Here is a 25,501-nt window from a genome sequence, read left to right on the forward strand (position 1 = left end):
CCAGGATTCGCCGCCGCGGGCCGACCGACGGGCCGTACAACCTCCGCCTCGCAGCGGGCCGGTGGCACGACGCCACCGGCCCCGCCGCGTACCCGCGCTCAGTCCGGGAGCGGGAAGCGCGTCCAGGCGGTGCCGTCGCGGGTCAACTGCACGTGGTCCGCACCGCCTACCGCCAGGTCGTCCCGGCCGTAGAGCCAGGCGTATCCGGGCGCGGCACCAACGCGCCCGTCGCGTCGGTCGTACTCGCGGACGGTCTTGAAGTGTCGTCCGTCATCGAAACTGATCATGGCAGTGGACCTGTTGTTGGAGGGCTCCCTGTTTCCCGTCTCGACGAGCAGCAGGGAGCCGTCCGAGCCGACAACCAGGCACCGGTTCTCCAGTGCGTCGGGCAGGTTGGTGCCCACGTCCGCCCAGGTCCGGCCCCCGTCCGTGGTACGCAGCAACTGCGACGTGCCCTCGACCTCCGTCGGCTGGGGCCCACCCGGTGGTGGCAGCGCGATCAACAGGTACGCCTCCTGCGCGCTGACCCCGGCTATCGCGATCACGTTCGCCCCCTGGGTCGACTGCCAGGTCGTCCAGGTGGCCCCCCGGTCCACGCTCCGAGCCACCACAAAGGCGCTGCGGTAACCCGGCCAGTAGGTCGCCCAGATGGTTCCGTCCGCACTCGGATAGATGTTCGCGGGTGGATAGGGCGACGGCGGCTTGCCTCCGAGCCGGTAGACAGTTCCCGTCGACGAGACCGCCACCGGTTCACGGAGCGCCCCGCAGTCCTGGCTCCACTGACAGAAGACCGGCTGCGCCTTCGCCGGAAAGGCCGACACCGTCACCATTGCCTGCTCGGCGTCCCGCCAGGTGCGGCCGTAGTCGGTGGAGAGCCGGAGCTGGTCACCGTCCCGGACCAGGTAGGAGCGCTGGCCCAGCACCGAGAACTCCGGGTTGCTCAGCGGATTTCCCTCTGCGTCCTTTCCGCAGAAGCTGGTGCGGTACCGGGTCATCTCGTCATCGGTCCAGCTCCGCCCGCCGTCGTCGGTGTGCCGGAACCGGACCGTAAAGCAACCGCCGTCGGCGTCCCACACCCCCGCGACGACTGCCGACTCCGGCCCGGTCAGGAAGAGCTGGCCGCCGCGGTCCGGTGTGACCGGCGGCTGGTCCGGACCGGTCCACCCACCCCGGCCGGTGTTGCCGAACAGCGGCAGCATCGCCACGCCGGCCACGGCGACAACCACAACAAGCGCCACCCCGCTGGTACGCCGCCGACGTCGGGCCCGCGCTGCCGTCCGCATGTCGTCCAGGGGTGGCTGGCGGACCGCGTCGGCGACGGTGTCGACGTCGAATCCGGTGAACTCAGGTGTGGACATCGATCCTCCCGATGATCGTGCTCTCGCTGATCTCTGAGTCGCTGAGCAGCGCTTTCAGCGCCTGTCGACCCCGGGAGAGGCGGGACTTGACGGTGCCGGCGGAGACGCCGAGCGTCGCCGCCACCTCGTCGATCGGCAGGTCGACCAGGTAGTGCAGGGCCAGCGCGTGCCGCTGCCCCAGGGGCAGTTCGCGCAACGCGGCGAGCAGCGCCAGGTGCTCGGGCGAGCGGTCGGCGACCGTCGGAGGCGGGCCGATCCGACGCAGCAGCCCGTCCAGCACCCGCCGCCGCCGGTGACGACTACGCGCGACGTTCACCGCGACCCGGCGCAACCACGCCTCCGGGTTGTCGAGGCGGGCGAGCCGGCCAGGTGCCGTCAGGGCCTTGGTGAACGCCTCCTGGACCGCCTCCTGCGCCTCGCACAGATCGCCGGTCACCGCGTAGAGCTGCACCACGAGTCGTCGGAAACAGCCCGCGTACAGCTCGGCAATCAGATCAGCGTCGGACACCCTCACCACCCCTCTTCACCTGTCCCACTCCTGGGCGGAGGGAAAGGTTCCGGGCGACGGTCAGAAGATGTCCGCCAGCGGCAGGGCGAGAGGGAACGGCTGCTCGGCGCGGTAGACCTCGCCGAGGAGGAGAACGGCCTGCTCGCGGTAACCACCCGCGCCGTTCGTCAGCACGGTCAGAGTCTGCTTGCGGGGCTCGACCAGCCAGTAGAGCGGAATGCCGGCGGCCGCGTACTCGTGACGTTTGAGCACCAGGTCTCGGCCCGCCTTGCCCGGTGAGATCACTTCGACGACGAGGAACACGTCGGCCGGGTCGAGCGCGGCACCGCCGCTGTCCAGGGCGCTCTCCCTCGCCACGAAGAGATCCGGCACGAAGTACGACGAGCGCTTGGCACTGACGCCGATGTCCTGACCGACGAGCACACCGGCGGGTGCCTGCCGGTCGAGGATCCGGCGGAGGCGGTTGGCGACCGCGCCGTGGAAGACGTCCGCATGGGGGGACACGAGCAGGCTCCCGTCGAAGATCTCGTAGACCTGGTCGTCCGCGGGGAGGCTCTGGAGGTCGTCCACCGTCCAGGCGTCGCCCCAGCCGGGCCGGGCAGGGTTCGTCACCGTCACACCTCCTCTCTACCGAACCACCCTGACAGCTCGGTCGGTCGTCCACAACGAGCCTCGGGAGTTCCCGCTCGCCAGCGGGCTTGGTGGCGGAGTTATCCACAGGCGTGAGCGGTTCTCCACAGGTTGTTCACAACGCGACCCACTGATCTCCACGGCCGCTCCCTACAGTCGGGACCCATGAAGGAACGCCGGATACTGGTCGTCGAGGACGAGCGGACCATCGCCGATTCCATCGCCGCCCGTCTGCGGGCCGAGGGTTTCACGGTGCAGGTCGCGGCGGACGGGCCCAGCGCCGTCGCGCAGTTCCGCACCGGCCAGCCGGATCTCGTCGTCCTCGACGTGATGCTGCCCGGCTTCGACGGCCTGGAGGTGTGCCGCCGGATCCAGGCCGACCGGCCGGTGCCGGTGCTGATGCTCACCGCCCGGGACGACGAGACCGACCTGCTGGTGGGGCTCGCGGTCGGTGCGGACGACTACCTCACCAAGCCCTTCTCGATGCGAGAGCTGGCCGCTCGGGTGCACGTCCTGCTGCGCCGGGTGGAACGGGCCGCGGCCCCGGCGCCGCCCGCGATCCGCCTCGGCGACATCGAGATCAACGAGGCCGAACGGCGGGTCCGCCGGGCCGGCGTCGACGTGCACCTCACGCCGACGGAGTTCGACCTGCTGGTCCACCTCGCCGGGCGGCCCCGCACGGTGCTCCCCAGGGAGCGGCTGCTCGCCGACGTGTGGGGATGGGTCGACGGAAGTGGCACCCGCACGGTGGACAGCCACATCAAGGCGCTGCGCCGCAAGCTCGGCGCCGACCTGATCCGGACCGTCCACGGCGTCGGGTACGCCCTGGAGGTGCCCGCGTGACCGGCCGGCTGTTGGACTGGTTGGATCGGGCGTTACCCCGTCCACTGGACCCGGTCCGCTCGATCAAGATGAAGCTCGGCGTCCTGCTCGTCGCCTCCTGGGCCGTGGCCTTCGGCTACTTCTGGTACGGCATCGGTTGGCTTCCCACCGGTACGTCGACCACGGCGATCTGCATCGCGCTCGTCACCTCGCAGGTGCTCGCCCACGGGATGACCTCGCCGCTGCGCGAGATGACGGCGGCCGCCGGCGCGATGGCCCGTGGCGACTACACCCGGCGCGTACGCGCCACCTCCCGGGACGAGGTCGGCGAGCTGGCTCAGGCGTTCAACAAGATGGCCGAGGATCTGCACGCCGCCGACCAGCGCCGACGTGAGTTGATCGCCAACGTCTCGCACGAGCTGCGGACACCGATCACCGCCTTGCAGGGCGTGTTGGAGAACATGGTGGACGGGGTGGCCGATGCCGAACCGGCGGCGCTGCGCTCGGCGCTGTCCCAGACCGAACGGCTCGGGCACCTCGTCGCCGACCTGCTCGACCTGTCCCGCCTCGACGCCGGGGTGGTGCCGCTGCGCCGGGTACACATCGACGTGAACGACTTCCTGGACGAGGCGGTGGAACACGCCACCGCCAGCGCGTCCGGGGCGGCGCTGGACGTGCGCTTCGAGCTTCGCGAACTGTCGGCACCGCTGACCGTCCACGCGGACCCGTGGCGGCTGCACCAGGTCTTCGCGAACCTGCTCGACAACGCGGCACGGCACAGCCCACCCGGCGGCACGGTGCGGCTGAGCGCCGAGGAACACGCCGACCAGCTCCGCTTCGAGGTCAGCGACGAGGGTCAGGGCATCTCACCTGGCGAGCGGTCCCGGGTCTTCGAACGGTTCACCCGCGGCGATCGGTCCGCCGGTGGCGGGACGGGGCTCGGCCTGGCCATCGCCCGCTGGGTCGTCGAACTGCACGGTGGCCGAATAGCTGTCCTCGACCCCGTCAAACCGCACCGGGTCGATCGGCCCGGCTGCCGCATCCAGGTCACCATCCCGAGCGACGGGCCACATCGGAAAGAGGTCGCATGACCAGCCCCGGCACCACCCCGCTTCCGGCGACCGTGCCGACCGGACCGAGCGCACCGAGCGCACCGACCGGACCGACCGGACCGACCGGACCGCAGGTTCTCGCTACCGTCAGACCGGGTCCGGCCGCCGGTCATCCCCACGCGTGGCCGGGTACGCCGGCCGTACCCAGGCCACCGTCGGCGATCGCTCGGCGCTGGCCGGGGCCGTCCGGTTCCGCCCCTCCGCTGGTCCTGGCGGTGTTGACGGCGGCGGCGGTCGTCGGCGCGGCCACGCTCACGATGGTGCGTCCCGGCCTCGGTTGGTTGGTGGCCACGCTGGCCGGCGTGGCTGCCGTGGTCACCGCCAGCGTCGTCCGTTCCCGGCCATCGCCCCCGCCGCTGGGCGTCAGCGCGCCGGCCGCGCCCAGCGCGGCAGCCGCCGAGCCGACGACGCCAACGGTGGCCGCGCCAGCACCGCCACCTGCGGCGGCGACCGCGCCAACACCACAAACTGCGACCGCAGGCGCGCCAGCACCGCCAACGGTGGCCGCGCCAGCACCGCCAACGGCGACCGCGCCAGCACCGCCAACCACGTCAACGGCGACCACGCCAGCACTGCCACCTGCGGTGGCGGCCGTCCGTCCCGGTGCCACGGGGGCACCGGGGCGGGCGGCACAGGTCGCCTGGGCCGTCGCGACCATCGCGTTGGTCGCCGTCGGCACGGTCCGGGCCGCCGGCTGGCTCTTCGCGCTCTGCCTCGTCGCGGCCGCGGTGACCGGGACACTCGCGGTGACCGGCGGGCGAAGCCCGCTCGGGATGCTCGTCGCCGCGACGCTGCCGCCGGCCGCGACGGTACGGGCGCTCCCCTGGGCGGTACGCGGACTGGGCGACACCCGCCCGGCCGGGGCGGGGATCGGCCTCGGGCGCATCCTGAAGAGCCTGGCGATCTCCGCTGGCCTGCTGCTGCTGTTCGGCCTGCTCTTCTCCTCCGCCGACGCGATCTTCGCCGATCTGGTCACGGGTCTCCTGCCCGACATCTCGATGGCTGGTGTCGTCGGCTGGCTGCTGCGTCTGGGGCTGATCGGCGGTGGTCTGCTCGGCGCCGCGTACCTGGTCAGCCGACCACTCGACCTGGAGGGCCTGCGGCCGGGGCCGGCCCGCCCGGCCCACCGGCTGGAGTGGACCCTGCCGCTGGTGCTGCTGGACGCCCTGTTCGCGGCGTTCGTGCTGGTCCAGCTCACGGTGTTCTTCGGCGGCGCGGATCACGTGCTGCGCACCGGCGGGCTCACCTACGCCCAGTACGCCCGTGGCGGCTTCTGGCAGTTGCTCGCCGTCACCGCGCTCACCCTGCTGGTGATCGCGGTCGCCGCCCGCCGGGCGCCGACGACCACACGCGTGGACCGGCTGCTGGTTCGCGCACTGCTCGGCACGCTCGCCGCGCTCAGCCTGGTCGTCGTCGCCTCCGCGCTCTACCGGATGCAGGTCTACGCCGACGCGTACGGCGCGACCCGCCTCCGGCTCTTCGTGACGACAGTCGAACTCTGGCTCGGGCTGCTCTTCGTCCTGGTCGGGGTGGCGGTGGTGCGGCTGCGGGCCGCCTGGCTGCCCCGGCTCGTGGTCGGCACGGCGGTGCTGGCGCTGCTCGGGTTGGCCCTGGTCAACCCGGACCGGCTGATCGCCGACCGGAACGTCGACAGGTACCTGGAGACCGGTCGCCTGGACGTCAGCTACCTGTCCGGGCTGTCGGCGGACGCCGTACCGGCCCTGACCCGGCTGCCCGAGCCGATGCGCGTCTGCGCACTGGGGCAGATCGCCGCCGAGCTGCCCCGGGACGGTCTCTGGGAGGCGAACCTCGGCCGGGAGAGGGCACGCCGGGACCTCGCCGGGATCCCGACGACCAGCGCGGTGACGGACTGCCCCGGTACGCGACGCTGGTGAGCGACACCGCTTGACAATCCGGCGCGGCGGGCCAGACTGCCGGGGTGGCCAAGCAACTCCCTGACGTGGGGTCGGGCGGTAAGGCGCCGCCGCCCCGGCGGGCCCGGATCGTGCTGGCCGAGATCAGCCGGCAGGACACCCGTGCCGAGCGGACCCGCGCCGAGCTGGCCCAGCAGACCCAGGTCGGCGAGGCGCTGGTCCGCGGCCTGGTCCGGGCGCAACTCGCGCTGGCGCTGCGGCTCACGCTCGTGGTGGCCATCGGGTTGGGTGGGCTGCCCCTGCTGTTCGCCATCGCGCCCTCGCTCGGCCGGACCACGGTCGCCGACGTCAACCTGCCGTGGTTGCTGCTCGGGGTGGCCTCGTTCCCGTTCCTGATCGGGGTGGGCTGGGCGTACGTGCGGTTGGCCGAGCGTAACGAGCAGGACTTCACTGATCTGGTGCAGCGGCCGGAGCGCTGAGGTGGGCAACGAGTTCGTGGTCCCGGCCATCGTCGCGGTCACCCTGGTCACCGTCGGGATCGGCTTCTACGGGCTGCGGTTGGCCCGGACCACGTCCGACTTCCTGGTGGCGTCCCGGGCGATCAGCCCGACGTGGAACGCCGCGGCCATCGGGGGCGAGTACCTGTCGGCGGCGAGCTTCCTCGGCATCGCCGGTCTGGTCCTCAAGTACGGCGTGGACGTGCTCTGGTACCCGGTCGGTTTCGCCGCCGGGTACCTGGCCCTGCTGCTCTTCGTGGCGGCGCCGCTGCGCCGCTCCGGCGCGTTCACCCTGCCCGACTTCTGCGAGCTGCGGCTGGGGTCCCGTCGGCTGCGCATCCTGGCCACCGCATTTGTGATCTTCATCGGTTGGCTCTATCTGGTGCCGCAGCTCCAGGGCGCGGGGCTGACCCTGGCCACGGTCGCCGGCTCCCCGTACCCGGTCGGCGCCCTGCTGGTGTCCGCCGTGGTCACCGCGAACGTGGCGCTGGGTGGGATGCGGGCCATCACCTTCGTGCAGGCGTTCCAGTACTGGCTCAAGCTGACCGCGCTCGCCGTACCGGTGATCTTCCTGGCGTTGCAGTGGCAGGCCGACGGCCGCCCGGCGGTGACGCCGCCCGACGGGCCGACGTTCCGGGCCGCGACCACCGTCGTGGTCGAGCACCGCGCGACCCTCACCCTGCCCGACGGCGAGATCCGCGAGGTACGCCCCGGCGACGAGCTGACCTTCGCGGCCGGCGACCCGGTGCCGGGCGTGTCCGGGGTGGCCACCGCCGCCAGCGACTGGTTGCTGCCCAGCGCCGCAGGCAACGACGACCGAGGGCTGTTCGCCACGTACTCGCTGATCCTGGCCACGTTCCTGGGCACCATGGGCCTGCCGCACGTACTGGTCCGCTTCTACACCAACCCGGACGGCGCGGCCGCCCGCCGGACCACACTTGTCGTGCTGGCCCTGGTCGGGGCCTTCTACCTGCTACCCACCCTGTACGGGGTGCTCGGGCGGATCTACACGCCGCAGTTGCTGGTCAGCGGGCAGACCGACGCCGTGGTGGTGTTGCTGCCCGGTGCGGCCCTCGGCGACGGCGCAACCGGGCGACTGCTCACCGCGCTGGTCTCGGCGGGCGCGTTCGCGGCCTTCCTCTCCACCTCGTCCGGGCTGCTGACAAGCGTCGCCGGGGTGATCTCGACGGATGTGCTCGGCCGGGGCTCGGTGCGCGGCTTCCGGTTGGCGACGGTGATCGCCGGAGCGGTGCCGACGCTGCTGGCGCTGCACGTCTCCGGACTCGACGTGTCACAGGTGGTCGGATTGGCCTTCGCGGTCGCCGCGTCGAGTTTCTGCCCGCTGCTGGTGCTCGGCATCTGGTGGCGTGGGCTGACCGACGTGGGCGCCGCAGCCGGCGTGGTGGTGGGCGGCGGGGCGGCGATCGGGGCGGTGTTGCTCACCGTGCTCGGCCCACCGCTGTCCGGCTGGCCGGCCACGCTCACCACCCAGCCGGCGGCCTGGACGGTGCCGCTGGCCTTCACCGTGATGGTCGCGGTGTCGATGGCGACCCGGCGTCGGGCACCGGCCGACGTCGCGGCCATCATGCTGCGCCTGCACACCCCCGAAACCGTCCGCCTCTAGTTAATCGGCGGCTGAACCCGGTCAGTCGGTCGCCCTCGGGTGGCCCGTGCCGGCGTGCCTGACCCAGCAGGTGCGGGTGTCGTGGTCGGGGAGATACCAGATGCGACCTCCCGAGGTGACTTCGTACTGCCACTGCGGCAGCGTCTTGCCGTTGTGCGCAGCGGTGGCGAGAGTGCCTTTCAGGGGGTGCTGCCGGCTCGTCGCCGGGGAGGGACAGGGGTTGGACTCGATAGCGTCGAATGCGGCCCGCGTGTTGGCTGCGGCCTGGCGGCACAGATCCTCCCAACCCTTGGCGGCGTCGTTGGTGGCGAATCGTAGGACGTAGCCGCCAGGGCGGGGTGGCGGCGCAGCCCGGTCGCCGCGCTTGGCGCTCACTCGCCGCTCGGGCGCGCGACCGGCCCGAAGTCGTCGGAGCTCGGCGCGGCCAGGACTCGGTGCAGGTCCGGGTCGGCGTGGATCTCGGCGGTGTGCCGCCACTCGGTGAGCAACTGCGACACCGCCGCGGTGTTGCCCATTGCGGCAGCCGCCTCCGCCGTCGCGACGAACTCGCTGGCCATTTGCTCGACGTCTTCCGGCGGCAGGAACCGTACCCACGGCAGCACGGTCGGCAGCGCCGCACGGACCAGGGTCGGATCCTGGTGTACGACGCTGGCCAGCAACCGGGCCGTCAGGTCCACCACCTCGCCCTCGGCCGCTGCCCGATCGGCAGACATCAGCACCAGATCAGGCGCGTCACGGCGGCGCAGGCGCACCGCGCGAGCACGGGAGAGCCGCTCCGCCGTCTCGGCGGGCTGGCGTAGCAACTCCGAGAACGGCACGGACTCCGATGGCATGGACATGACCTCAACACTACTTCAGAAGTCGGCGATTACGGCACGGTACGCCTTCAGGATGGTCGCGAATCCGCCTGCCGCCGGAAGGCACAACTGGCGGGCGGCGGATAACGTCAGCTCCATGACTGTTGCGCACCCCGCGCTCGCACTGCGTGGCCTGGCCAAACGCTTCGACGGCACGATCGCGGTGGCCGGTGTCGACCTGGACGTCCCCGCCGGCTCCTTCTACGGCCTGCTCGGCCCGAACGGCGCCGGCAAGACCACCACCCTGTCGATGGCGGTCGGGCTGTTGCGGCCGGACGCGGGATCCGCGTGGGTGCTCGGGCACGACGTCTGGCAGGACCCGGTGGCCGCCAAGAGGCTGCTCGGCGTGATGCCCGACGGTGTTCGCCTGTTCGATCGGCTGACCGGGGCGGAGCTGCTGGCGTACAACGGGTTGTTGCGGGGGATGGACCCGGCGGTGGTCGACCAGCGGGCCGCGGAGTTGCTCGACGTGTTGGCGCTCGGTGACGCCGGTCGGACGCTCGTGGTGGACTACTCGGCGGGTATGAAGAAGAAGATCGGTCTGGCCTGCGCCCTGTTGCACGGGCCTCGGGTGCTGGTGTTGGACGAGCCGTTCGAGGCGGTCGACCCGGTCTCCGCCGCGCTGATCCGGGACATCCTCACCAGGTACGCGGCCGGCGGCGGCACCGTGGTCTTCTCCAGCCACGTGATGGAGGTCGTGGAGCGACTCTGCTCGCACGTGGCGATCCTCGCCGGCGGCACCATCAAGCGGGTCGGGACGCTTTCCGAGGTGCGCGGGGAGCGCTCGCTGGAGCAGGTCTTCGTCGAGGTGGTCGGGGGTCGCACCGCGACCGGTGAGGAGCTGTCGTGGCTCTCCCAGTGAGCGTGGCCGCCGAGCCGTCCGCGCCGGTGCGGCAGGTCTCGGCCCGGCACTTCGTACGGCTCAAGCTGCGGGTGATGGGCAACAACTTCCGGGGTCAGGGCTGGCGGATCGCCCTGTTCATCGGCGGCGCCCTGATCGGGCTCTGGTTCGCCGTGACCGGTTTCTTCCTCTTCGCCGCGCCCGGCCTGGCCGACAACGGCCAGTACGCGGTGCTGGTCGCGGCGGCCGGCGGCGCGCTGCTGGTGCTCGGTTGGCTGCTGCTGCCGCTCGTCTTCTTCGGCGTGGACGAGACACTGGATCCGGCCCGGTTCGCGCTGTTGCCGCTGTCCCGGCGCACGCTTGTCACCGGCCTGCTCGCCGCCGCTCTGGTCAGCGTGCCGGTGCTGGCGCTTCTCGTCGCGTCGTTCGGGTTGGTGCTCACCGCCTGGGCGTTGGGCGGTTGGTCCGCGGGCCTGGTGGCTCTCCTCGGGGTGGCGGGTGGGCTGCTGCTCTGTGTGGCCGCGAGCCGGGCGGTGACAAGCGCCTTCGCCAGCATGTTGCGGTCACGCCGGGTGCGTGACCTGGCAGCCGTGCTGCTGGCGGTGACCGCCGCGATGCTCGGGCCGTTGCAGGTGTTCGGTCTCGCGGCGCTACGCGACGCGGACTGGGACCGGCTGACCGGGCTGGCGACGGTCGTCGGCTGGACTCCGTTCGGGGCGCCGTGGACCGTCGGCATCGACGTGGCGCAGGGCCGGGTCTGGGCCGCCCCGGTCAAGTTGCTGATCACGGTGGTGGCGATCGGCGCCCTGCTGCTCTGGTGGTCCCGGTCGCTGGAGTCGGCGATGGTGGGTGCGGCGAACGCCGGCAAGGCGCCGGCACAACGCGCGGCCACCGGCGGCGCGGTCGGTCAACTGTTTCCGCGACTGGCCGGCTGGGCGCGGCGGGACCGGTTCGGCGCGCTTGTCGCCCGGGAGACCCGCTACTGGTGGCGGGATGCCCGCCGCCGGGCCAACCTGATCACGATCGCGGTGGTCGGCATCTTCGTACCCGTGTTGATCAACGTGACGGGCGGGGACTTCGCGCTCGAGGACGGCGCCGGGTTGACGGCGGGTGCCGCCGACACCTCACCTGTGCTGGTCACCATCTCCATGCTCCTCGTGGGCGTGCTCGCCGCGGTCACCCTGGCCAACCAGTTCGGCTTCGACGGCAGCGCGTACGCGGTGAACGTGGTGTCCGGCGTGCCCGGCCGGGTGGAGTTGCGCGCGCGGATGGTGGCCTTCTCGCTGTACGTGCTGCCGATGCAGGCGTTCGTCGCGGTGGTGCTGTCGGTGGTGCTCGGGCGGCCGGAATGGCTCGGGCTCACCTTCGGCAGCCTGGTCGCGACCTACGGCGCCGGGTTGGCGGTGAACAGCTTCATCTCCGTGCTCGGGGCGTACTCGCTGCCGGAGACGAGCAACCCGTTCGCGATGAACAGCGGCGCTGGTGTCGCGAAGGGCCTGCTCACCGTGCTGGCCATGGCCATCTCGGTGGTCGCGGCGTTGCCGATGGTGGTGGCCGCGGCGCTGCTCGACGATGCCTGGCTCTGGTTGGCCCTTCCGTTGGGTGCGGCGTACGGGTTGGGCGCGGCGCTGCTGGGCGCGTACCTGGCCGGCGACGTGCTGGACCGGCGACAGCCGGAACTGCTGTCCACGGTCACGCCCCGCCGTTAACCGACCGCCGTCATTCCACCCGGATCCGGTAGACCAACTCGTACCGACCGCGTGGGAGCACGATGTCCGCCGTCTCGACCGGCACGCCAGCGGCGTAGTACGTCCGACTGATCTCGTACACGTCCGCCGGCCGGCCGGGCAGCCCCAGCGCTTCCGCCTCGGCGTCCGACGCGGGCCGGGAGTTGATCCGCTCTTCGAACTCGTCGACGTGCACTCCGATCGCGTCCATCCGAGCGACCACACCGACGGCGGCTCCCGCCTCCGGCCACTCCACAGGTGTGCCACCGGTGACGCCCAGCGGCTCATACGACGTCGACAGCTGGATCGGATCATCGTCGCTGAGGAACCGGTATGCCGTGCGCATCACCGGCGCTCCCGGCTCCACGCCGAGCCGCACCGCGATCAGGTCGTCGGCCAGGTCGTGGCGGCTGTCGTGCTCCCAGGTGGCCTGCTGACCCGCGCGGGCCGCGTCCCGGGCGAACGGCGATGTAGGTCCCGGGCCGCCCCGCATATCGCGGCCGTGAGCGTGTCGAACCAGTCGGCGGGCGGCCCGGACGTAGACGCCCGACCCGGCTCGCCCCTCGACCAGTCCCTCACCCTTGAGCACGGCAATCGCCCACTTCGCGACAGTGCGGCTCACGCCGAATTGATTCATGAGCGTGGTTTCGCTGGGAAGCTTCGCGCCGGCCGCCAGCGTGCCGGTCTGGATCGCCGCGCGCAGCTCCGCTGCGATCGCCAGATAGGCGGGCGTCTTAGCCATGGGTAAACCTCCGGTCAGCCCACCCAGTCGATCACAGACAACCTGGTGTGCCAAGTTTGCGCGACACCCTTGCCCGGGCCGAACCTAGTGCGCCAGCTTTTCGGGTAGCTCCCCGCTATCGGTCGGCTCCGGTCAGCAACCACTGCTGGCGGTAGCGGGGAGGCCCAGACGCCGCGCAGTCGACCAGCAGTTCGCCCCGCCGCGGCTCATCCACCCGGAAGGGAAGTCGATGTGGCGCAACCTGATCAACCGCACCTCCCGCCTGATCCGCCGGCGGCGCGGCCCCTCCGCCAACGAGGCATGGGAAGCCGCCGACCGCCTGGCCGCTCACCAGCGACTGCTCGACCAGGCGCGGCGCCGATCGGCCGCGCACCGCTACGACGACAGGCCGGCCTGACCGTGGTCGAGGAACCCACCACAGTCCAGGCGGCCATGAACAGCCGACACGAGCAGGCTCTACGGGAAATCGCCGCGGTCGAAGCCCGCCTCGCGGACGAGCACGTGCCGCGCCGTCCCGAGCGGACATGCCAGTCATGCGAGCCCGACACTTCCTGGCCGTGCGTCCCGGCGCAGGTACGCCTGGCCGAGCAATACCGCAACGACCGAATCGGCCTGTCGATGAATGTGGGCAGCCTCTACTACGTTGCCGTCGGCGAGCGCCCGGACGAGGACGCCGCCGAGCTGTACGAGCGGATCGTCGGATGGATCCGTGAGCCGTAACCCAGCAACCCGTTCACGATGGAGCTGCTGTCCATGGTCACGCCACGCCGTTAGCCGACGCGCCGACCGAGGGCCTGGGCGGTGCTGACGGCGAAGCCACGCCAGGCGGCGGGAGCGAAGGTGAGGGTCGGGCCGGACGCTCGTCGCCAAGATCCGCGCAACATCAGGGTTGTTGGTGTCTCGGTGGCCGACCCACCGACCTGCACGAGCGCTTCGTGGGCTGGGCGCGGGGTCGGGGCGGCACAATGTTTCACGTGAATCATGAGCCGGGTGCCGAGATCCATTCCACCGATCCGTTCGCGGTGCCGAGCGGGCAGCGGTCGCCGGTCCGCCGACTGCGCGGCCGGCTCGCCGCGCCGGTGACGCTCTGGACGGCGCCCGGCCCGGCCGGGCTGACGGTGTCGTCCACGCTTGTCGCCGAGGGGGAACCGGACCGGCTGCTCGGGCTGATCGACCCGGAGTCGGACCTCTGGGCGGCGGCGGAGGAGGCGGGTCGGTTCGCGGTCACGCCGCTCGGCCCGCCGCACCGGCAGCTCGCGGACCGGTTCGCCGGCCTCTTCCCCGCTCCGGGCGGGCTCTTCGCCAGCGGCGAGTGGATCGACACGCCGTACGGGCCGGTGCCGGGCGACGCCGGCGGCTGGGCCGGCTGCCGACTGGACAACACCCGCGAGTACGGCTGGGGCCTGCTGGTGGAGGCCACCATCGAGGCGGTCGAGCTGACCGGGGAGGCGGCTCCGCTGCTGCACTACCGCGGTCGGTACCACGAGCTGCCAGCCTGAACGGGCGGCTCGCCCGGCCCGACCGGTCACCGGGGTGATCTGGGTCACTTGGCGCACGCAACCAACCGCTCGGCGCACTCGTCTACCGGCGTCGATCTCAGCCTTCCCTGTCGGGGGAGCGCGCTCCTACGGTGCGCGAAACTCCTCTGACGCCTGTGAAGGTGGTGATCCACAGATGTCCACGGACACACCCGCTCCGGCCGCTTCCCAGTCGGACAAGTACCTGGCCGTACAACGGTCGGACGAGTTCGCCGGGCTGCGGCGTGCGCTGCGCGGCTTCGTCTTCCCGATGACCGTCGCGTTCTTCCTGTGGTACGCGCTCTACGTCATTCTCTCCGCGTACGCCCGGGACTTCATGGGCACGAAGCTGTTCGGCAGCAACATCAACGTCGCACTTGTCTTCGGCCTGCTCCAGTTCGTCTCCACGTTCCTGATCGCCTGGCTCTACTCCCGGTACGCGGACCGGAAGATCGACCCCATCGCCGACCGGATCCGCGAAGAGATGGGGGAGGTGACCCGTGAAGACGGTCCACGCGGTTGAGACGGTCCTCGCGGCCGAGGCGGGCAACCACACCGCCCGCAACCTGACCATCACGCTGTTCCTGGTCTTCGTGGCGGTGACCCTGGGCATCACGATCTGGGCCAGCCGGCAGACCAAGACGGCGACCGACTTCTACGCCGGCGGCCGGTCCTTCTCCGGTTTCCAGAACGGCATGGCGATCGGCGGCGACTACATGTCGGCCGCGTCGTTCCTCGGCATCGCCGGCATCATCGCGCTCTACGGCTACGACGGCTTCCTCTACTCGATCGGCTTCCTGGTCGCCTGGCTGGTGGCCCTGCTGCTGGTCGCGGAGTTGCTACGTAACTCGGGCCGGTACACGATGGCCGACGTGCTGGCCTTCCGGATGCGTCAGCGTCCGGTGCGGACGGCGGCGGCGGTCTCCACCATCACGGTGTCGATCTTCTACCTGCTCGCCCAGATGGTGGGTGCCGGCGCGCTCGTCGCGCTGCTGCTCGGCATCAAGCCGGGCACCACCTTCCTCGGCATGGACGCGGGCACCGCGAAGGTGGCCACCATCGTCATGGTCGGCGCCCTGATGATCATCTACGTGACCGTGGGTGGCATGAAGGGCACCACGTACGTGCAGATCGTCAAGGCGTTCCTGCTGATGACCGGCGCGCTGCTGATGACCATCCTGGTGCTGGCGAAGTTCAACTTCAACCTGTCGGCACTCCTGGGCCAGGCGGCCGAGGCGTCCGGCAAGGGCAGCGCGTTCCTCGAACCCGGGCTGCGCTACGGCGTCGAGGTCGCCGGCAACTCGACGCAGACCTTCTACAACAAGGTGGATCTGCTGTCGCTCGGTATCGCCCTGGTGCTCGGCACGGCCGGTCTGCCGCACATCCTGATCCGCTTCTACACGGTGCCGACCGCGAAGGCGGCCCGCAAGAGCGTGCTCTGGGCGATCGGCATCATCGGCACCTTCTACCTGCTCACCCTGGCCCTCGGCTTCGGTGCGGCGGCGTTGGTGGGCAGCAAGGCGATCACCGCCCAGGACAAGGCCGGCAACACGGCCGCACCACAGCTGGCCGAGGCGTTGGGTATCGACTTCTTCGGCGGCGACCTGGGTGGGGCGGCCCTGCTGGCGATCATCGCGGCGGTCGCCTTCGCCACCATCCTCGCGGTGGTGGCCGGGTTGACCCTGGCGTCCTCTTCCAGCCTCGCGCACGACTTCTACGCGAACGTGCTGAAGAAGGGTGAGACGTCGGAGCGGCAGGAGGTCCGGGTCGCCCGGATCTCCGCCCTGGTGATCGGCGCGATCTCCATCCTGTTGTCGATCTACGCACAGAACCTCAACGTGGCGTTCCTGGTGGCGCTGGCCTTCGCGGTCGCCGCCTCGGGCAACCTGCCGGCGATCCTCTACAGCCTCTTCTGGCGGCGGTTCAACACCTCCGGCGCGGTGTGGTCGATCTACGGCGGTCTGGTCTCGGCCGTGCTGCTGGTGTTCTTCTCGCCGGTGGTCTCCGGCGCGGCGACGTCGATGTTCCCGGATCACGACTGGCAGTGGTTCCCGCTGTCCAACCCGGGCATCCTCTCCATTCCGTTCGGCTTCCTGTGCGGATGGATCGGCACCGTCATCTCCAAGGAGCACGACGAGGACAAGTACGCGGAGCTGGAGGTGCGGGCCCTCACGGGTTCCGGCGCCCACTGATCCGAACGCTCGTCACGAGGAGGCCCCCTGTGCGCAACAGGGGGCCTCTTCGCGCAAACGCCTGTCGGTAGGCTGACCGGCATGAAGGTTGCTGAGCGCTTCGGTTCCGGTCACCGCGTCCTCGTCACCGGCGGCGCCGGTTTCGTCCCGTCGCACCTGGTGGATTCGCTGATCGCCCGGGGCTGCACGGTGGTGGCGCTCGACAACTTCGTGACCGGCTCCAAGGAAAACGTCGCCCACCTGCTGGACCGGCCGACCTTCACGCTCGTCGAAGCGGACATCTCCGAGGGTCTGCCGGCCCACCACCCGGCGCTGGCCGAGCGGTTCGACGCGATCCTGCACATGGCCTCGCCGGCCAGCCCCACCGACTTCGCCCAACTGCCGGTGGAGATCCTCCGGGTCGGCTCGGTGGGCACCCTGCACCTGCTGGAGCGCGCGGTCGCCGACGGCGCCCGGTTCCTGATGGCCTCCACCTCCGAGGCGTACGGGGACCCGAAGGAGCACCCGCAGCGCGAGACCTACTGGGGCAACGTCAACCCGATCGGGGTCCGCAGCGTCTACGACGAGGCGAAGCGCTTCTCCGAGGCCGCGACGATGGCGTACCACCGCTACCGCGGGCTGGACGCGGCGATCGTCCGGATCTTCAACACGTACGGCCCGCGGATGCGACCGGACGACGGCCGGGCCATCCCCACCTTCATCTCCCAGGCGCTGCGCGGCGAGCCGATCACCGTGCACGGCACCGGTGACCAGACCCGATCCATCTGCTTCGTCGAGGACCTGGTGCGGGGCATCCTGCTGCTGCTCGACTCGACCGAGACCGGCCCGGTCAACTGCGGCACCGAGCACGAGCTGTCCATGCGGCAACTCGCCGAGTTGATCGTGTCACTCTCCGACAGCACCTCGACGGTGACCTATGTCACCCGCAGCTCGGACGACCCGGAGATGCGCCGGCCCGATCTCACGCTCGCCCGCGAACTGCTCGGCTACGAGCCGACGGTGGCGCCCGAAGACGGCCTGCGACGCACGATCGCGTACTTCCGGGCGCGGCTAGGGTAACCAGTTCGTCGACGCCCGGTGGTCTCTGAGTGTCGGCTGAAGGCGGCGGTGGCTTGCGCTACGTACCCTGAGTGACATGTCTGCGACCTCGTCTGCCGGCGTCCCGCATCCGCACCTGCACCGCAGCGCCGGGCGCGCGTCGGTTCCCGGCCCCGACCGGGCCGCCTCCGGGCGCGCCCGTCCGACCGAGGCGCGCTTCTACCCGCCGTACGACGAGGAGCAGCCCAAGCCCGGCGGTCCGGCGGGGCCCCGGGGGCCCGGCGGACCGGGTGGCCTCGGCGGGTCGGGGCGGCGTGGGCCGCAACCCCGGTGGGGTCGGATCGCCCTCGTGTCGGGGGTCGCCGTGCTGGTGCTGGCGCTGCTCGGCGGCGTGGGCGCCTGGTTGTACGCCCGCAACCTCAACGGCGACCTGGCCCGCACCGACCCGTTCGCGGAGATCACCGGTGGCCGGCCGACCAAGACGGTGGACGGCGCGCTCAACATCCTGCTTGTCGGCAGCGACTCCCGGGACCCGGACGCGCCCGTCGACAGCAAGAGCCAGTGGCGCGCGGACACGGTCATCGTGATGCACATCCCGGCCGACCACCAGGAGGCGTACCTGGTCTCCATCCCGCGTGACCTCTACGTGCCGATCCCGGAGAGCGCCGGCGCGGCCTGCGACTCCGGACAGCGCGCGAAGATCAACGCCGCGTTCGCGTTCGGCGGGCTGCCGCTGGCGGTCCGCACCGTGGAGTGCTTCACCGACGTACGGATCGACCACGTGATGGCGATCGACTTCGGCGGTTTCAAGGAGGTCACCGACGCCCTCGGCGGGGTGGACCTGAAGGTGGAGCGGACCATCACCTCGATCCACAAGCCGTACCGGACGTTCACCAAGGGCACCAACCACATGGACGGCGCGGAGGCGCTGGACTGGATCCGGCAGCGCAAGCAGTTCCCGGAGGGGGACTTCGCCCGGATGCGGCACCAGCAGGAGTTCCTCCGGGCGCTGATGGACAAGGCGGCGAGCAGCGGCACGCTGGCGAACCCGGGCAAACTCAACAACTTCCTCCAGTCGGTGACCGCGGCCGTAACCGTCGACCAGGATTTCTCGGTTACTGATATGGCGCTGCAGTTCCGCAACCTGCGCGGCCAGAACCTCACGTTTGTGACCAGCCCGAACTCGGGCAGCGACACCATCAACGGCGAGTCGGTGGTGGTGTCGGACCGGGAGAAGGCGCTCGCGATGTACCGGGCCATGACGGCGGACACCATGGCGGAGTGGGTCAAGGCCAACCCACCGAAGAACAGGGACGGCGGCTGACTCACCGGTCGGCCCGGTGGTCCGCCGGGCCGACCGTCAGCAGGCCGTTCGGGTCATCGAGACGCACCGATCGACCCGATTCGTGTCAGTCGGCGCCGGGATTGACCCGGGATGAACTCGCCAAGTCGATTTGATGTACGTACAGTGGTGCCGCCCCCTCCTGATCACGAGCTGGAGCACGCATGCCGGTTCAGGCCAGTCGCCGCCCTCCTTCCCCCGGGTCCGCCGCCCCCAGCGGCCGCGTCTCCGCGGCCATACCGGCGCAGGCGCACCCCTCGCGTGGCGGGCCGGGCGGGCGCCCGCCCGGCGACGGCGGCGGCGGCCGGGTGGGTGGCGGTGGGTCGGCGAAGAAGCGGACCAAGCGCAAGGACCCGCTGTGGGCCCGGTTGACCGTGGTGTTCGGGGCGGTGCTGATGCTCAGCAGCGGCGTGGGCATCGTCGGCGGCAAGGTGCTGATCGGCCAGGCGACAGGTGACATCGCGCAACGAAACCTGCTCGGTGACGCGAGCAAGTCCGACGCCGAGGGCGGGGCCAGTCTGGACGGCCCGATCGACATGCTGCTGCTCGGTGTGGACGCCCGGGAGCGCTGGGCCGCCGACAACGTCCGCTCGGACAGCATCATCATCCTGCACATCCCGGCCACGCACGACCAGGCGTACCTGATCTCCATTCCCCGGGACACCGAGGCGCGGATTCCGGCGTTCCCGAAGAGCCGTTACGCCGGTGGGACCGAGAAGATCAACGCCGCGTTCGAGGCCGGCGCCCGCAACGGCGGCGGCTGGGAGGGCGGCGCCCAGTTGATGGCCCAGACGATCAAGGGGCTCACCGGCATCAGCTTCGACGGTGCGGCGATCATCAACTTCGGCGGCTTCAAGAACGTCATCGACACCCTCGGCACGGTGCGGATCTGCGTGAGTCACGAGGTCAAGTCGCACCACATGTCGATGGTCGACGGCAAGCCGATGTGGAACGCCGACGCCAAGAAGACCGGCAAGTCGCGCACCGCTGTGGTGCACAAGAAGGGCTGCCAGCAGATGGAGGGCTGGGCGGCGCTCGACTACTCCCGGCAGCGCTACGGGTTGCCCGGTGGCGACTACGACCGGCAGCAGAACCAGCAGCAGCTCATCAAGGCGATGGCCAAGAAGGCGACCGACGGCGGGATGCTCACCAACCCGGCGAAGCTCCAGCAGCTGATCAAGGCGGCCGGCAAGGCGTTCGTGCTGGACACCGGCGGCGCGTCGATCGAGAACTTCATCTTCACCATGCGCGGGGTGACCGCGAACGAGCTGACCATGCTCAAGACCAACAACGGCACCTACAACGCCGCCGGCAACGGCACCGAGGCGCTGAACGACGTGACGAAGGACATGTTCCAGGCGGTCAAGCAGGACAAGCTCGCCGAGTTCGTCTTCACCCACCCCGAGGTGATCTCCACCCGCAAGTGAGGTGCGGTGGCCGGAAGTCCCGGAAAGCCGGCGACCACCCCGTCACCGCCCGTAGCCTGACGTGAGCAGGTTTCGCGTATCGGCTCCGGGGAGGCGGTCACGTCCAGGTGGGGACGGAACGTGGCGGGCCGGGACAACGCGGCCCCGCCCACCCGAGCACGCCGCGCCCGAGGGCCGCGGATCATGCTCGGCATCGGCCTGGCCCTCGTCCTGTTGGCCGGGCTCGCCGTGGTCGGGCTCAAGACGCTGAGCAACAGGTACGACCGCACGGTGACCAAGGAACAGTTGCTCGACCCCGGCGCCCGCACGGGCCGCACCGACCTGGACGGGCCGCTCAACTATCTCCTGGTCGGCTCCGACCGCCGCCCCGGCGGCAGCGGACCGGACCAACGCTCCGACACCATCCTCATCGTGCACGTGCCCGCCGGTCAGCGGGAGGCCTACCTGGTCTCCGTCCCGCGTGACCTGCTGGTCGCCATCCCGCCCGCGAACGGCTTCGGAGGCGGTCCAGACAAGATCAATGCGGCGTACGAGCACGGCGGCGGTGGACCGGCCGGGGCCCAACTGCTCTCCGCCACCCTCAACCGGCTCACCGGAATCCGGTTCGACGGTGCCGCGCTCATCGACTTCTCCGGCTTCCGGAAGGTCATCGACCTCCTCGGCGGCGTGCGGATGTGCGTGGACACCGAGGTCCGCTCCATCCACACCAACCGGGTCTTCCCCGTCGGCTGCCAACAGATGGACGGCGCGCAGGCCCTGGACTACGTCCGGCAGCGCTACGACCTGCCCGGGGGCGACTACGACAGGCAGCACCACCAGCAGCAACTGCTCCGGGCGATGCTGGACAGCGCCGGCAGGGCCGATCTGCGGAGCAACCCGGTCAAGTTGGATCAGGTGCTCCGGGCGGTGGGCGGCTCGTTGACCGTCGACACCAACGGCGTACCCCTGTCCGACCTGCTCCTCGCGCTCCGCGCGCTGCCGCCCGACGGGATGCGCGGCGTCCAGGTGCCGTCGTCCCCGCAGACCATCGACGAGGTCTCGTACGTGGTGCTGAACAATGGGGGCAATGGGCTGTTCGAGGCGGTTCGCGGCCGACAGATGCCGTCCTGGGCGCAGGCCAACCCGCGCTGGGTGACACGGTTGTGACGGTGCCGACGGCCAGGTCGGTGCCGAACCGGTCGACGAGGATCTAGTGTTGCTTCCTGTGTTCGGACCCCAGGTTCCCACCGTGCCCGTGACCGAGATCGCCGACGAGACCTACCTGCTGGATGTGCGGGAGGACGACGAATGGGCGGCCGGCCACGCGCCGAATGCCCACCACCTGCCGATGATGGAGCTGCCGGCTCGAATCGCGGAGGTGCCCACCGACCGGGAGGTGGCGGTCGTCTGCCGCTCCGGGGGGCGTTCCGCCCAGGTCGTCGCCTACCTGGTCAACAACGGCTGGGAGCAGGTGCGTAACGCCGACGGCGGCATGCGCCAGTGGGCTGCGGTCGGCCGCCCGGTGGTCGACGCGAACGGGCAGCCCGGCCAGGTCATCTGAGGCGGCCGGGATGGGTGGTCCACTTGTCTTCGCGCACCGCGGCGCCTCGTACGACCTTCCCGAGCACACCCTCGCCGCGTACCTGCGGGCTCTCGACGAGGGCGCCGACGGCCTGGAGTGCGACGTCCGCCTGACCCGCGACGGGCACCTGGTCTGTGTGCACGACCGACGACTCGACCGCACCAGCAACGGTCGCGGTCTGGTCAGCGCGCGTACGCTCGCCGAACTGGACGCCCTGGACTTCGGCTCGTGGCATCCGGGCAGCGCGCCGAACGGCGACCTGCCGCCGGACGACTCACACACCCGGCTGCTGACCCTGGCCCGGCTGCTGGACGCGGTGCTCGCCGCCGGGCGGCCGGTCCGGTTGCTCGTGGAGACGAAACACCCGTCCCGCTACGGCTCGACCGTCGAACGGCGACTCGTCAGCCTGCTGCGTCGGTACGGCCTGGCCGACCCGACACCTGACGATCCGGTGCAGGTCACCGTCATGTCGTTCTCCCCGCTGGCGGTCCGCCGGGTGCACGAACTGGCCCCGAAGCTGCCCACGGTGCTGCTGCTGGAGGTGTTGCCGCGCTGGCCGAGGTTGGGTCGGCTGCCGTTCGGCACCCGTATCGCGGGGCCGGGCATCGGCCTGGTCCGGGCCCGCCCGCAACTGCTGCCCGCGCTTCGCACGGCCGGCAACCAGGTGTACGTCTGGACGGTGAACGAGCCGACCGACCTGGAGCTGGTGCTGGCGGCCGGGGCGGACGGGATCATCACCGACCGGCCGGGGTACGCCCTCGCCCGGCTGGCCCGCTGACCAGGTAAGGGTGCCAAAACCCGGCCGGCGGGGCAGACTCGGCACATGCCGGAGCGTATCGATTTCCCCGCTCTCCTCACCGGTCAGACCGTCGTCATCGAGATGATCAACTCGGGGGAGGCGGGTCTTCCGGTCCTCACCCAACTGCTCCGGGTGGCCCAGCCGGCCCTCGGCACGACCGGGATGGCGTTCGTCGAGTTCGGTCCCACAGGTGGTCGGGTGATCGTCGCGACCGGCGCGGCGGAATGGGCCCTCGGCCGTCCCCTGGCGGTCGACGACCCGGACACGGTGTGCCTGCTCAACGGGCCACGGGTGCGCAACGTGCTGGTGGGCAGCCTGAACGGCAAGTTGGCCGGCGAGCTGGCCGGCAGTGACCTGCGCTGGATGGCGGTCTCGCGGGCCGAGATCGGCGGCCACACCGTCGGCAGCCTGCACGCGCTCTATCCCGGCGACGACGAGCCGGACGCCGAACGGCAGGGGGTGGTCGCCTACCTCGCGTCCTGCATCGCCCACATGTACGGCGACCAGAGCGGCCTGCCGGTGCACGGCGACGGCCCGGTGGTGGCGGCCCTCGCCGACGGGCTGGCCGTCGTCGACCGGGACGGGAACGTCCGACTCTGGAACCCGGCCGCCGCCCAGGTCACCGGCCGCCCGGTCGAGCAGGCGCTGAGCAGACCACTGCCGTTCCCGCTGCCGCCCTCCGGTCAGGTGCGGGACCACCGGACGCCGGACGGCCGCTGGCTGCGGATCACCTCCGGCGAGTTGCCCGGTCCGGGCACGCTGCGGGTGGTCACCTTCCGCGACATCACCGACCAGCAGCGCCGCGACCACGACCGGGAGCTGTTCGTCGCGGTGACCAGCCACGAACTCCGTACCCCGGTCACCGTGATCAAGGGATACGCGGACACCCTCACCGACCACTGGGACTCGCTGACCGACGTCGACCGACGGCAGGCTGCCCGGGTGATCGGGCAACGCGCCAACGAGCTGGCCCGACTTGTCGACCGTCTCCTCAGCTCGGCGGCCGAGGCCGGGCCGGGCGACGATCCGCCCACCCCGTTCGACCTGGGCGAAGCGCTGCGCTCCGCGGTCCTGGACCTGCCGACGGAGCTGCGTCGCCGGTTGGTGCTCCGCCTCCCGGCCGACCTGCCCAAGGCGCTCGGCCACCGGCCCAGCCTGGCCACCGTGCTGACCGAGCTGACGACGAACGCCGGCAAGTACTCACCACCGGAGTCGCCGATCGAGATCGCCGCCTCGGTGGACGGTCAACTGGTGGCGTTCCGGGTCAGCGACCGGGGCATCGGCATCCGACCGGAGCATGTGGAGCGGGCGTTCGACAGGTTCTGGCAGGGCGAGTCCGGCGACCGGCGCGGCTACCCGGGTGCGGGGCTCGGCCTCTACCTCGTCCGCCGGATCGTTGAACAACAGAATGGATGGGTATCCCTACGTCCAAGGACCGACGGCGGTACGGTCGCAGAGGTGCGGCTACCGCGCGGTTGACCGAGGTGGCGCGACGTGGAGGCGACGGTGGCAGCGGCAGCGGCAGCGAGGGATCAGGCGTGGTGCGTGGTGGTGCCCCATCACCCCGCCGGGGCACGGCTGGCCCGGCACCGGCTCGCCGGTGAACTCGCGGGCGTCGTACCCCCGATGGTCCTCGCGGACCTGATCGCGGTGCTCGCGGAGCTGGTGGGCAACGCGGTGCGGCACGCCAAGCCGCTGCCCGGCGGGGTGGTCCGGGTGGCCTGGCGGTTGCGGCCCTCGGCGCTGGGCCCCTCGATCCAGCTCGGCGTCACCGACGGCGGCGCGAGCACCACGCCACGGCTCCGGACGGCCAGCGCGGACGCGGCGGACGGGCGAGGGCTGCACATCGTGGCCGGTCTGGCGACCCGCTGGGGTGTCGAGCGGGACGGCATGGGCCAGCGCGTCTGGGCGGAGTTCGACCCAACCCCGGCCCCAACCCCAACCCCCCGCCCCAACCTGGTGCCGGCCGGCTGACCCCGTTGATCATGAGGTTATCGCCACGACACGCCGTGGGCGGTGACAACAACTCCATGATCAAGAAGCGATGTCACGGGGTGGGTGGGTCCGGGCCACGGCGGGCTCGCTGGGGCTCTAGGCTTTGACGCCGTGAGTAAGCGTCGAAAGAGCCAGCGCACCGCCACCGACACCGCCCCCCGCCGCGACAAGGTTCGTGACGTCTTCGTGCCGCGTCCGTTCGACGGGCTGGTCGACGAGGCCGAATGGATCGCGCTGCGCGAGTTGGTGCCCGCCGCCTCCGCGCCGCTGCGGCTGGCACCCGCCCTGGTCGAGGAGTTCGGTGACCGGCCGGCGACGCTCGCCACGGTGCTGCCGATGGCCGCCCCGGCGATCACCAAGCCGGACGGTCGGGTGCTCATCGGTCTCCAACGCCACCAGCAGTCCGGCGACGTCTCGCGGGATCTGGCCGAGGCGCTGCTCAGCGCGCTGCGCACCGAGCCGGGTGGCGAGGTGACCGTGCCGCCGCTGCCCGGCCCGGGGCCCCGCCTGCAGGACGTTCTCGTGGACGGCCCGCTGGAGATCACCATGCACGAGGGGTTCGAGTTCTGGCTCGACCCCGGGGCCGCCGACGATCCGACCGTCCAGGCGTCGCTGGAGCGGGCGAACGCGGCCATCTACCCGACCGTGCGGCTGACCGCGGCGAAGGCCGCGTACTGGTGTCGGGTGCCGGAGAAGGCACACGTGCGGTGGGTGCTGCCGGACGACGAGGACGCCGCCCTGGACGCGCTGGCCCGCCTCGGCGCGGCCGGCGCGTTGACGCTCGGCGAGCAGACCAAGTTCGCCGGCATGTTCCGCGCGCACGGTCGCCTGGCGCCGGTCTGGGACCTGCCGGAGGCGACTCCGGCCGCCGACTGGGAGGAGCCGGTGGCGCAGTTCGCCAAGCGGTACGCCGAGGCGCTGGCCGCCACCGACCCGCTCGACGCCGCCGGCCGGCGCTCCCGCCAGGGGCTGGTCGGCCGGCAACTCACCCTGCGCTGAGCTGTGCGTGGGCGCCCTCTTGAGGAGAGGGCGCCCACT

28 protein-coding genes are annotated in these 25,501 nt (G+C 71.2%); 21 read left to right on the plus strand and 7 right to left on the minus strand.

Annotated features, from left to right (window positions below):
- Positions 1 to 98: 98 nt before the first annotated feature.
- From ACPXBU_RS05180 to ACPXBU_RS05190, 3 genes are read right to left on the minus strand one after another with little or no spacing between them, the layout of a single operon-like run.
- A complete protein-coding gene (locus tag ACPXBU_RS05180; RefSeq protein ID WP_425756829.1) occupies positions 99 to 1,358 on the minus strand; it encodes a WD40/YVTN/BNR-like repeat-containing protein in 1,260 nt (419 codons plus the stop codon).
- On the minus strand, positions 1,345 to 1,866 hold the full coding sequence (locus tag ACPXBU_RS05185) for an RNA polymerase sigma factor (protein ID WP_425756831.1): 522 nt from the start codon (positions 1,864 to 1,866) through the stop codon (positions 1,345 to 1,347). The genes ACPXBU_RS05180 and ACPXBU_RS05185 overlap by 14 nt, the downstream gene beginning before the upstream one ends.
- Positions 1,867 to 1,926: 60 nt before the next feature.
- A complete protein-coding gene (locus ACPXBU_RS05190) occupies positions 1,927 to 2,478 on the minus strand; it encodes a Uma2 family endonuclease (RefSeq protein WP_425756833.1) in 552 nt (183 codons plus the stop codon).
- Positions 2,479 to 2,661: 183 nt separating this feature from the next.
- Here ACPXBU_RS05190 and ACPXBU_RS05195 point away from each other — a divergent pair, with 183 nt between their 5' ends.
- Entirely contained in the window at positions 2,662 to 3,339 is a 678-nt protein-coding gene (locus tag ACPXBU_RS05195; protein ID WP_425756835.1) for a response regulator transcription factor, read from the plus strand.
- On the plus strand, positions 3,336 to 4,409 hold the full coding sequence (locus ACPXBU_RS05200; protein ID WP_425756837.1) for a sensor histidine kinase: 1,074 nt from the start codon (positions 3,336 to 3,338) through the stop codon (positions 4,407 to 4,409). Before ACPXBU_RS05195 ends, ACPXBU_RS05200 begins: the two co-directional genes overlap by 4 nt.
- A 130-nt stretch (positions 4,410 to 4,539) precedes the next feature.
- Here ACPXBU_RS05200 and ACPXBU_RS05205 read toward each other — a convergent pair whose 3' ends face one another.
- Complete coding sequence (locus ACPXBU_RS05205) at positions 4,540 to 4,995, minus strand: hypothetical protein (RefSeq protein ID WP_425756839.1); 456 nt, start codon at positions 4,993 to 4,995, stop codon at positions 4,540 to 4,542.
- A 19-nt stretch (positions 4,996 to 5,014) separates the two neighbouring features.
- On the opposite strand from ACPXBU_RS05205, the gene ACPXBU_RS05210 reads away from it, so the two are divergent.
- Genes ACPXBU_RS05210 through ACPXBU_RS05220 form a run of 3 tightly spaced genes read left to right on the plus strand, consistent with a single transcriptional unit; the run spans position 5,015 to position 8,425 of the window.
- Positions 5,015 to 6,325: a DUF4153 domain-containing protein gene (locus ACPXBU_RS05210; RefSeq protein WP_425756840.1), complete on the plus strand. Its 1,311-nt coding sequence runs from the start codon at positions 5,015 to 5,017 to the stop codon at positions 6,323 to 6,325.
- Between the two features lie 44 nt (positions 6,326 to 6,369).
- Positions 6,370 to 6,783, plus strand: a complete 414-nt coding sequence (locus ACPXBU_RS05215) for a hypothetical protein (RefSeq protein WP_393364824.1) — start codon at positions 6,370 to 6,372, stop codon at positions 6,781 to 6,783.
- Between the two features lies 1 nt (position 6,784).
- Positions 6,785 to 8,425, plus strand: coding sequence for a cation acetate symporter (locus ACPXBU_RS05220; RefSeq protein ID WP_425756841.1), 1,641 nt, complete (start codon positions 6,785 to 6,787; stop codon positions 8,423 to 8,425).
- A gap of 21 nt (positions 8,426 to 8,446) precedes the next feature.
- On the opposite strand, the gene ACPXBU_RS05225 is transcribed toward ACPXBU_RS05220, so the two are convergent.
- Both ACPXBU_RS05225 and ACPXBU_RS05230 read right to left on the minus strand, forming a co-directional pair.
- Complete coding sequence (locus tag ACPXBU_RS05225; RefSeq protein WP_425756843.1) at positions 8,447 to 8,800, minus strand: hypothetical protein; 354 nt, start codon at positions 8,798 to 8,800, stop codon at positions 8,447 to 8,449.
- Positions 8,797 to 9,264: a hypothetical protein gene (locus ACPXBU_RS05230; RefSeq protein WP_425756845.1), complete on the minus strand. Its 468-nt coding sequence runs from the start codon at positions 9,262 to 9,264 to the stop codon at positions 8,797 to 8,799. The genes ACPXBU_RS05225 and ACPXBU_RS05230 overlap by 4 nt, the downstream gene beginning before the upstream one ends.
- Before the next feature lie 115 nt (positions 9,265 to 9,379).
- Between ACPXBU_RS05230 and ACPXBU_RS05235 the strand changes: the two genes are divergently transcribed.
- Both ACPXBU_RS05235 and ACPXBU_RS05240 read left to right on the plus strand, forming a co-directional pair.
- Positions 9,380 to 10,144 carry an ABC transporter ATP-binding protein gene (locus ACPXBU_RS05235; RefSeq protein WP_393364830.1) on the plus strand — a complete coding sequence of 255 codons (765 nt, stop codon included), beginning with the start codon at positions 9,380 to 9,382 and terminating at the stop codon, positions 10,142 to 10,144.
- Positions 10,141 to 11,832 (plus strand): ABC transporter permease, encoded by a 1,692-nt coding sequence (locus tag ACPXBU_RS05240; protein ID WP_425757526.1) that lies wholly within the window; start codon positions 10,141 to 10,143, stop codon positions 11,830 to 11,832. The genes ACPXBU_RS05235 and ACPXBU_RS05240 overlap by 4 nt, the downstream gene beginning before the upstream one ends.
- A gap of 10 nt (positions 11,833 to 11,842) precedes the next feature.
- On the opposite strand, the gene ACPXBU_RS05245 is transcribed toward ACPXBU_RS05240, so the two are convergent.
- A complete protein-coding gene (locus ACPXBU_RS05245) occupies positions 11,843 to 12,592 on the minus strand; it encodes a GntR family transcriptional regulator (RefSeq protein ID WP_425756847.1) in 750 nt (249 codons plus the stop codon).
- A gap of 229 nt (positions 12,593 to 12,821) precedes the next feature.
- On the opposite strand from ACPXBU_RS05245, the gene ACPXBU_RS05250 reads away from it, so the two are divergent.
- The 14 genes from ACPXBU_RS05250 to ACPXBU_RS05315 all read left to right on the plus strand — a co-directional run bounded on the left by ACPXBU_RS05250 (position 12,822) and on the right by ACPXBU_RS05315 (position 25,462).
- Positions 12,822 to 12,989, plus strand: a complete 168-nt coding sequence (locus ACPXBU_RS05250) for a hypothetical protein (protein WP_425756849.1) — start codon at positions 12,822 to 12,824, stop codon at positions 12,987 to 12,989.
- Positions 12,990 to 13,024: 35 nt separating this feature from the next.
- Positions 13,025 to 13,312, plus strand: a complete 288-nt coding sequence (locus tag ACPXBU_RS05255) for a hypothetical protein (RefSeq protein ID WP_425756850.1) — start codon at positions 13,025 to 13,027, stop codon at positions 13,310 to 13,312.
- A 200-nt stretch (positions 13,313 to 13,512) separates the two neighbouring features.
- Positions 13,513 to 14,091: a flavin reductase family protein gene (locus ACPXBU_RS05260; RefSeq protein WP_425757528.1), complete on the plus strand. Its 579-nt coding sequence runs from the start codon at positions 13,513 to 13,515 to the stop codon at positions 14,089 to 14,091.
- A 175-nt stretch (positions 14,092 to 14,266) separates the two neighbouring features.
- Entirely contained in the window at positions 14,267 to 14,632 is a 366-nt protein-coding gene (locus ACPXBU_RS05265) for a DUF485 domain-containing protein (RefSeq protein ID WP_393364845.1), read from the plus strand.
- A complete protein-coding gene (locus tag ACPXBU_RS05270) occupies positions 14,610 to 16,301 on the plus strand; it encodes a solute symporter family protein (protein WP_393364848.1) in 1,692 nt (563 codons plus the stop codon). The genes ACPXBU_RS05265 and ACPXBU_RS05270 overlap by 23 nt, the downstream gene beginning before the upstream one ends.
- Before the next feature lie 81 nt (positions 16,302 to 16,382).
- On the plus strand, positions 16,383 to 17,360 hold the full coding sequence (locus tag ACPXBU_RS05275; protein ID WP_425756852.1) for an NAD-dependent epimerase/dehydratase family protein: 978 nt from the start codon (positions 16,383 to 16,385) through the stop codon (positions 17,358 to 17,360).
- 76 nt (positions 17,361 to 17,436) lie between these two features.
- Positions 17,437 to 18,663, plus strand: a complete 1,227-nt coding sequence (locus tag ACPXBU_RS05280) for an LCP family protein (protein ID WP_425756854.1) — start codon at positions 17,437 to 17,439, stop codon at positions 18,661 to 18,663.
- Between the two features lie 182 nt (positions 18,664 to 18,845).
- Entirely contained in the window at positions 18,846 to 20,108 is a 1,263-nt protein-coding gene (locus ACPXBU_RS05285) for an LCP family protein (protein ID WP_425756856.1), read from the plus strand.
- A 183-nt stretch (positions 20,109 to 20,291) separates the two neighbouring features.
- Positions 20,292 to 21,254, plus strand: coding sequence for an LCP family protein (locus ACPXBU_RS05290; protein WP_425757530.1), 963 nt, complete (start codon positions 20,292 to 20,294; stop codon positions 21,252 to 21,254).
- 58 nt (positions 21,255 to 21,312) lie between these two features.
- A complete protein-coding gene (locus ACPXBU_RS05295) occupies positions 21,313 to 21,648 on the plus strand; it encodes a rhodanese-like domain-containing protein (RefSeq protein ID WP_393364860.1) in 336 nt (111 codons plus the stop codon).
- A 10-nt stretch (positions 21,649 to 21,658) separates the two neighbouring features.
- Positions 21,659 to 22,447 (plus strand): glycerophosphodiester phosphodiesterase, encoded by a 789-nt coding sequence (locus ACPXBU_RS05300; protein WP_393364863.1) that lies wholly within the window; start codon positions 21,659 to 21,661, stop codon positions 22,445 to 22,447.
- Positions 22,448 to 22,492: 45 nt separating this feature from the next.
- Positions 22,493 to 23,947 carry a PAS domain-containing sensor histidine kinase gene (locus ACPXBU_RS05305; protein WP_425756859.1) on the plus strand — a complete coding sequence of 485 codons (1,455 nt, stop codon included), beginning with the start codon at positions 22,493 to 22,495 and terminating at the stop codon, positions 23,945 to 23,947.
- Positions 23,948 to 24,013: 66 nt separating this feature from the next.
- Positions 24,014 to 24,442 (plus strand): ATP-binding protein, encoded by a 429-nt coding sequence (locus ACPXBU_RS05310; protein ID WP_425757532.1) that lies wholly within the window; start codon positions 24,014 to 24,016, stop codon positions 24,440 to 24,442.
- A gap of 132 nt (positions 24,443 to 24,574) precedes the next feature.
- On the plus strand, positions 24,575 to 25,462 hold the full coding sequence (locus ACPXBU_RS05315; RefSeq protein WP_393364869.1) for a DUF5926 family protein: 888 nt from the start codon (positions 24,575 to 24,577) through the stop codon (positions 25,460 to 25,462).
- Positions 25,463 to 25,501 lie beyond the last annotated feature (39 nt).

This window comes from Micromonospora sp. DT231, from assembly GCF_049847025.1.
In the GTDB taxonomy this organism is placed as follows: Bacteria; Actinomycetota; Actinomycetes; order Mycobacteriales; family Micromonosporaceae; genus Micromonospora.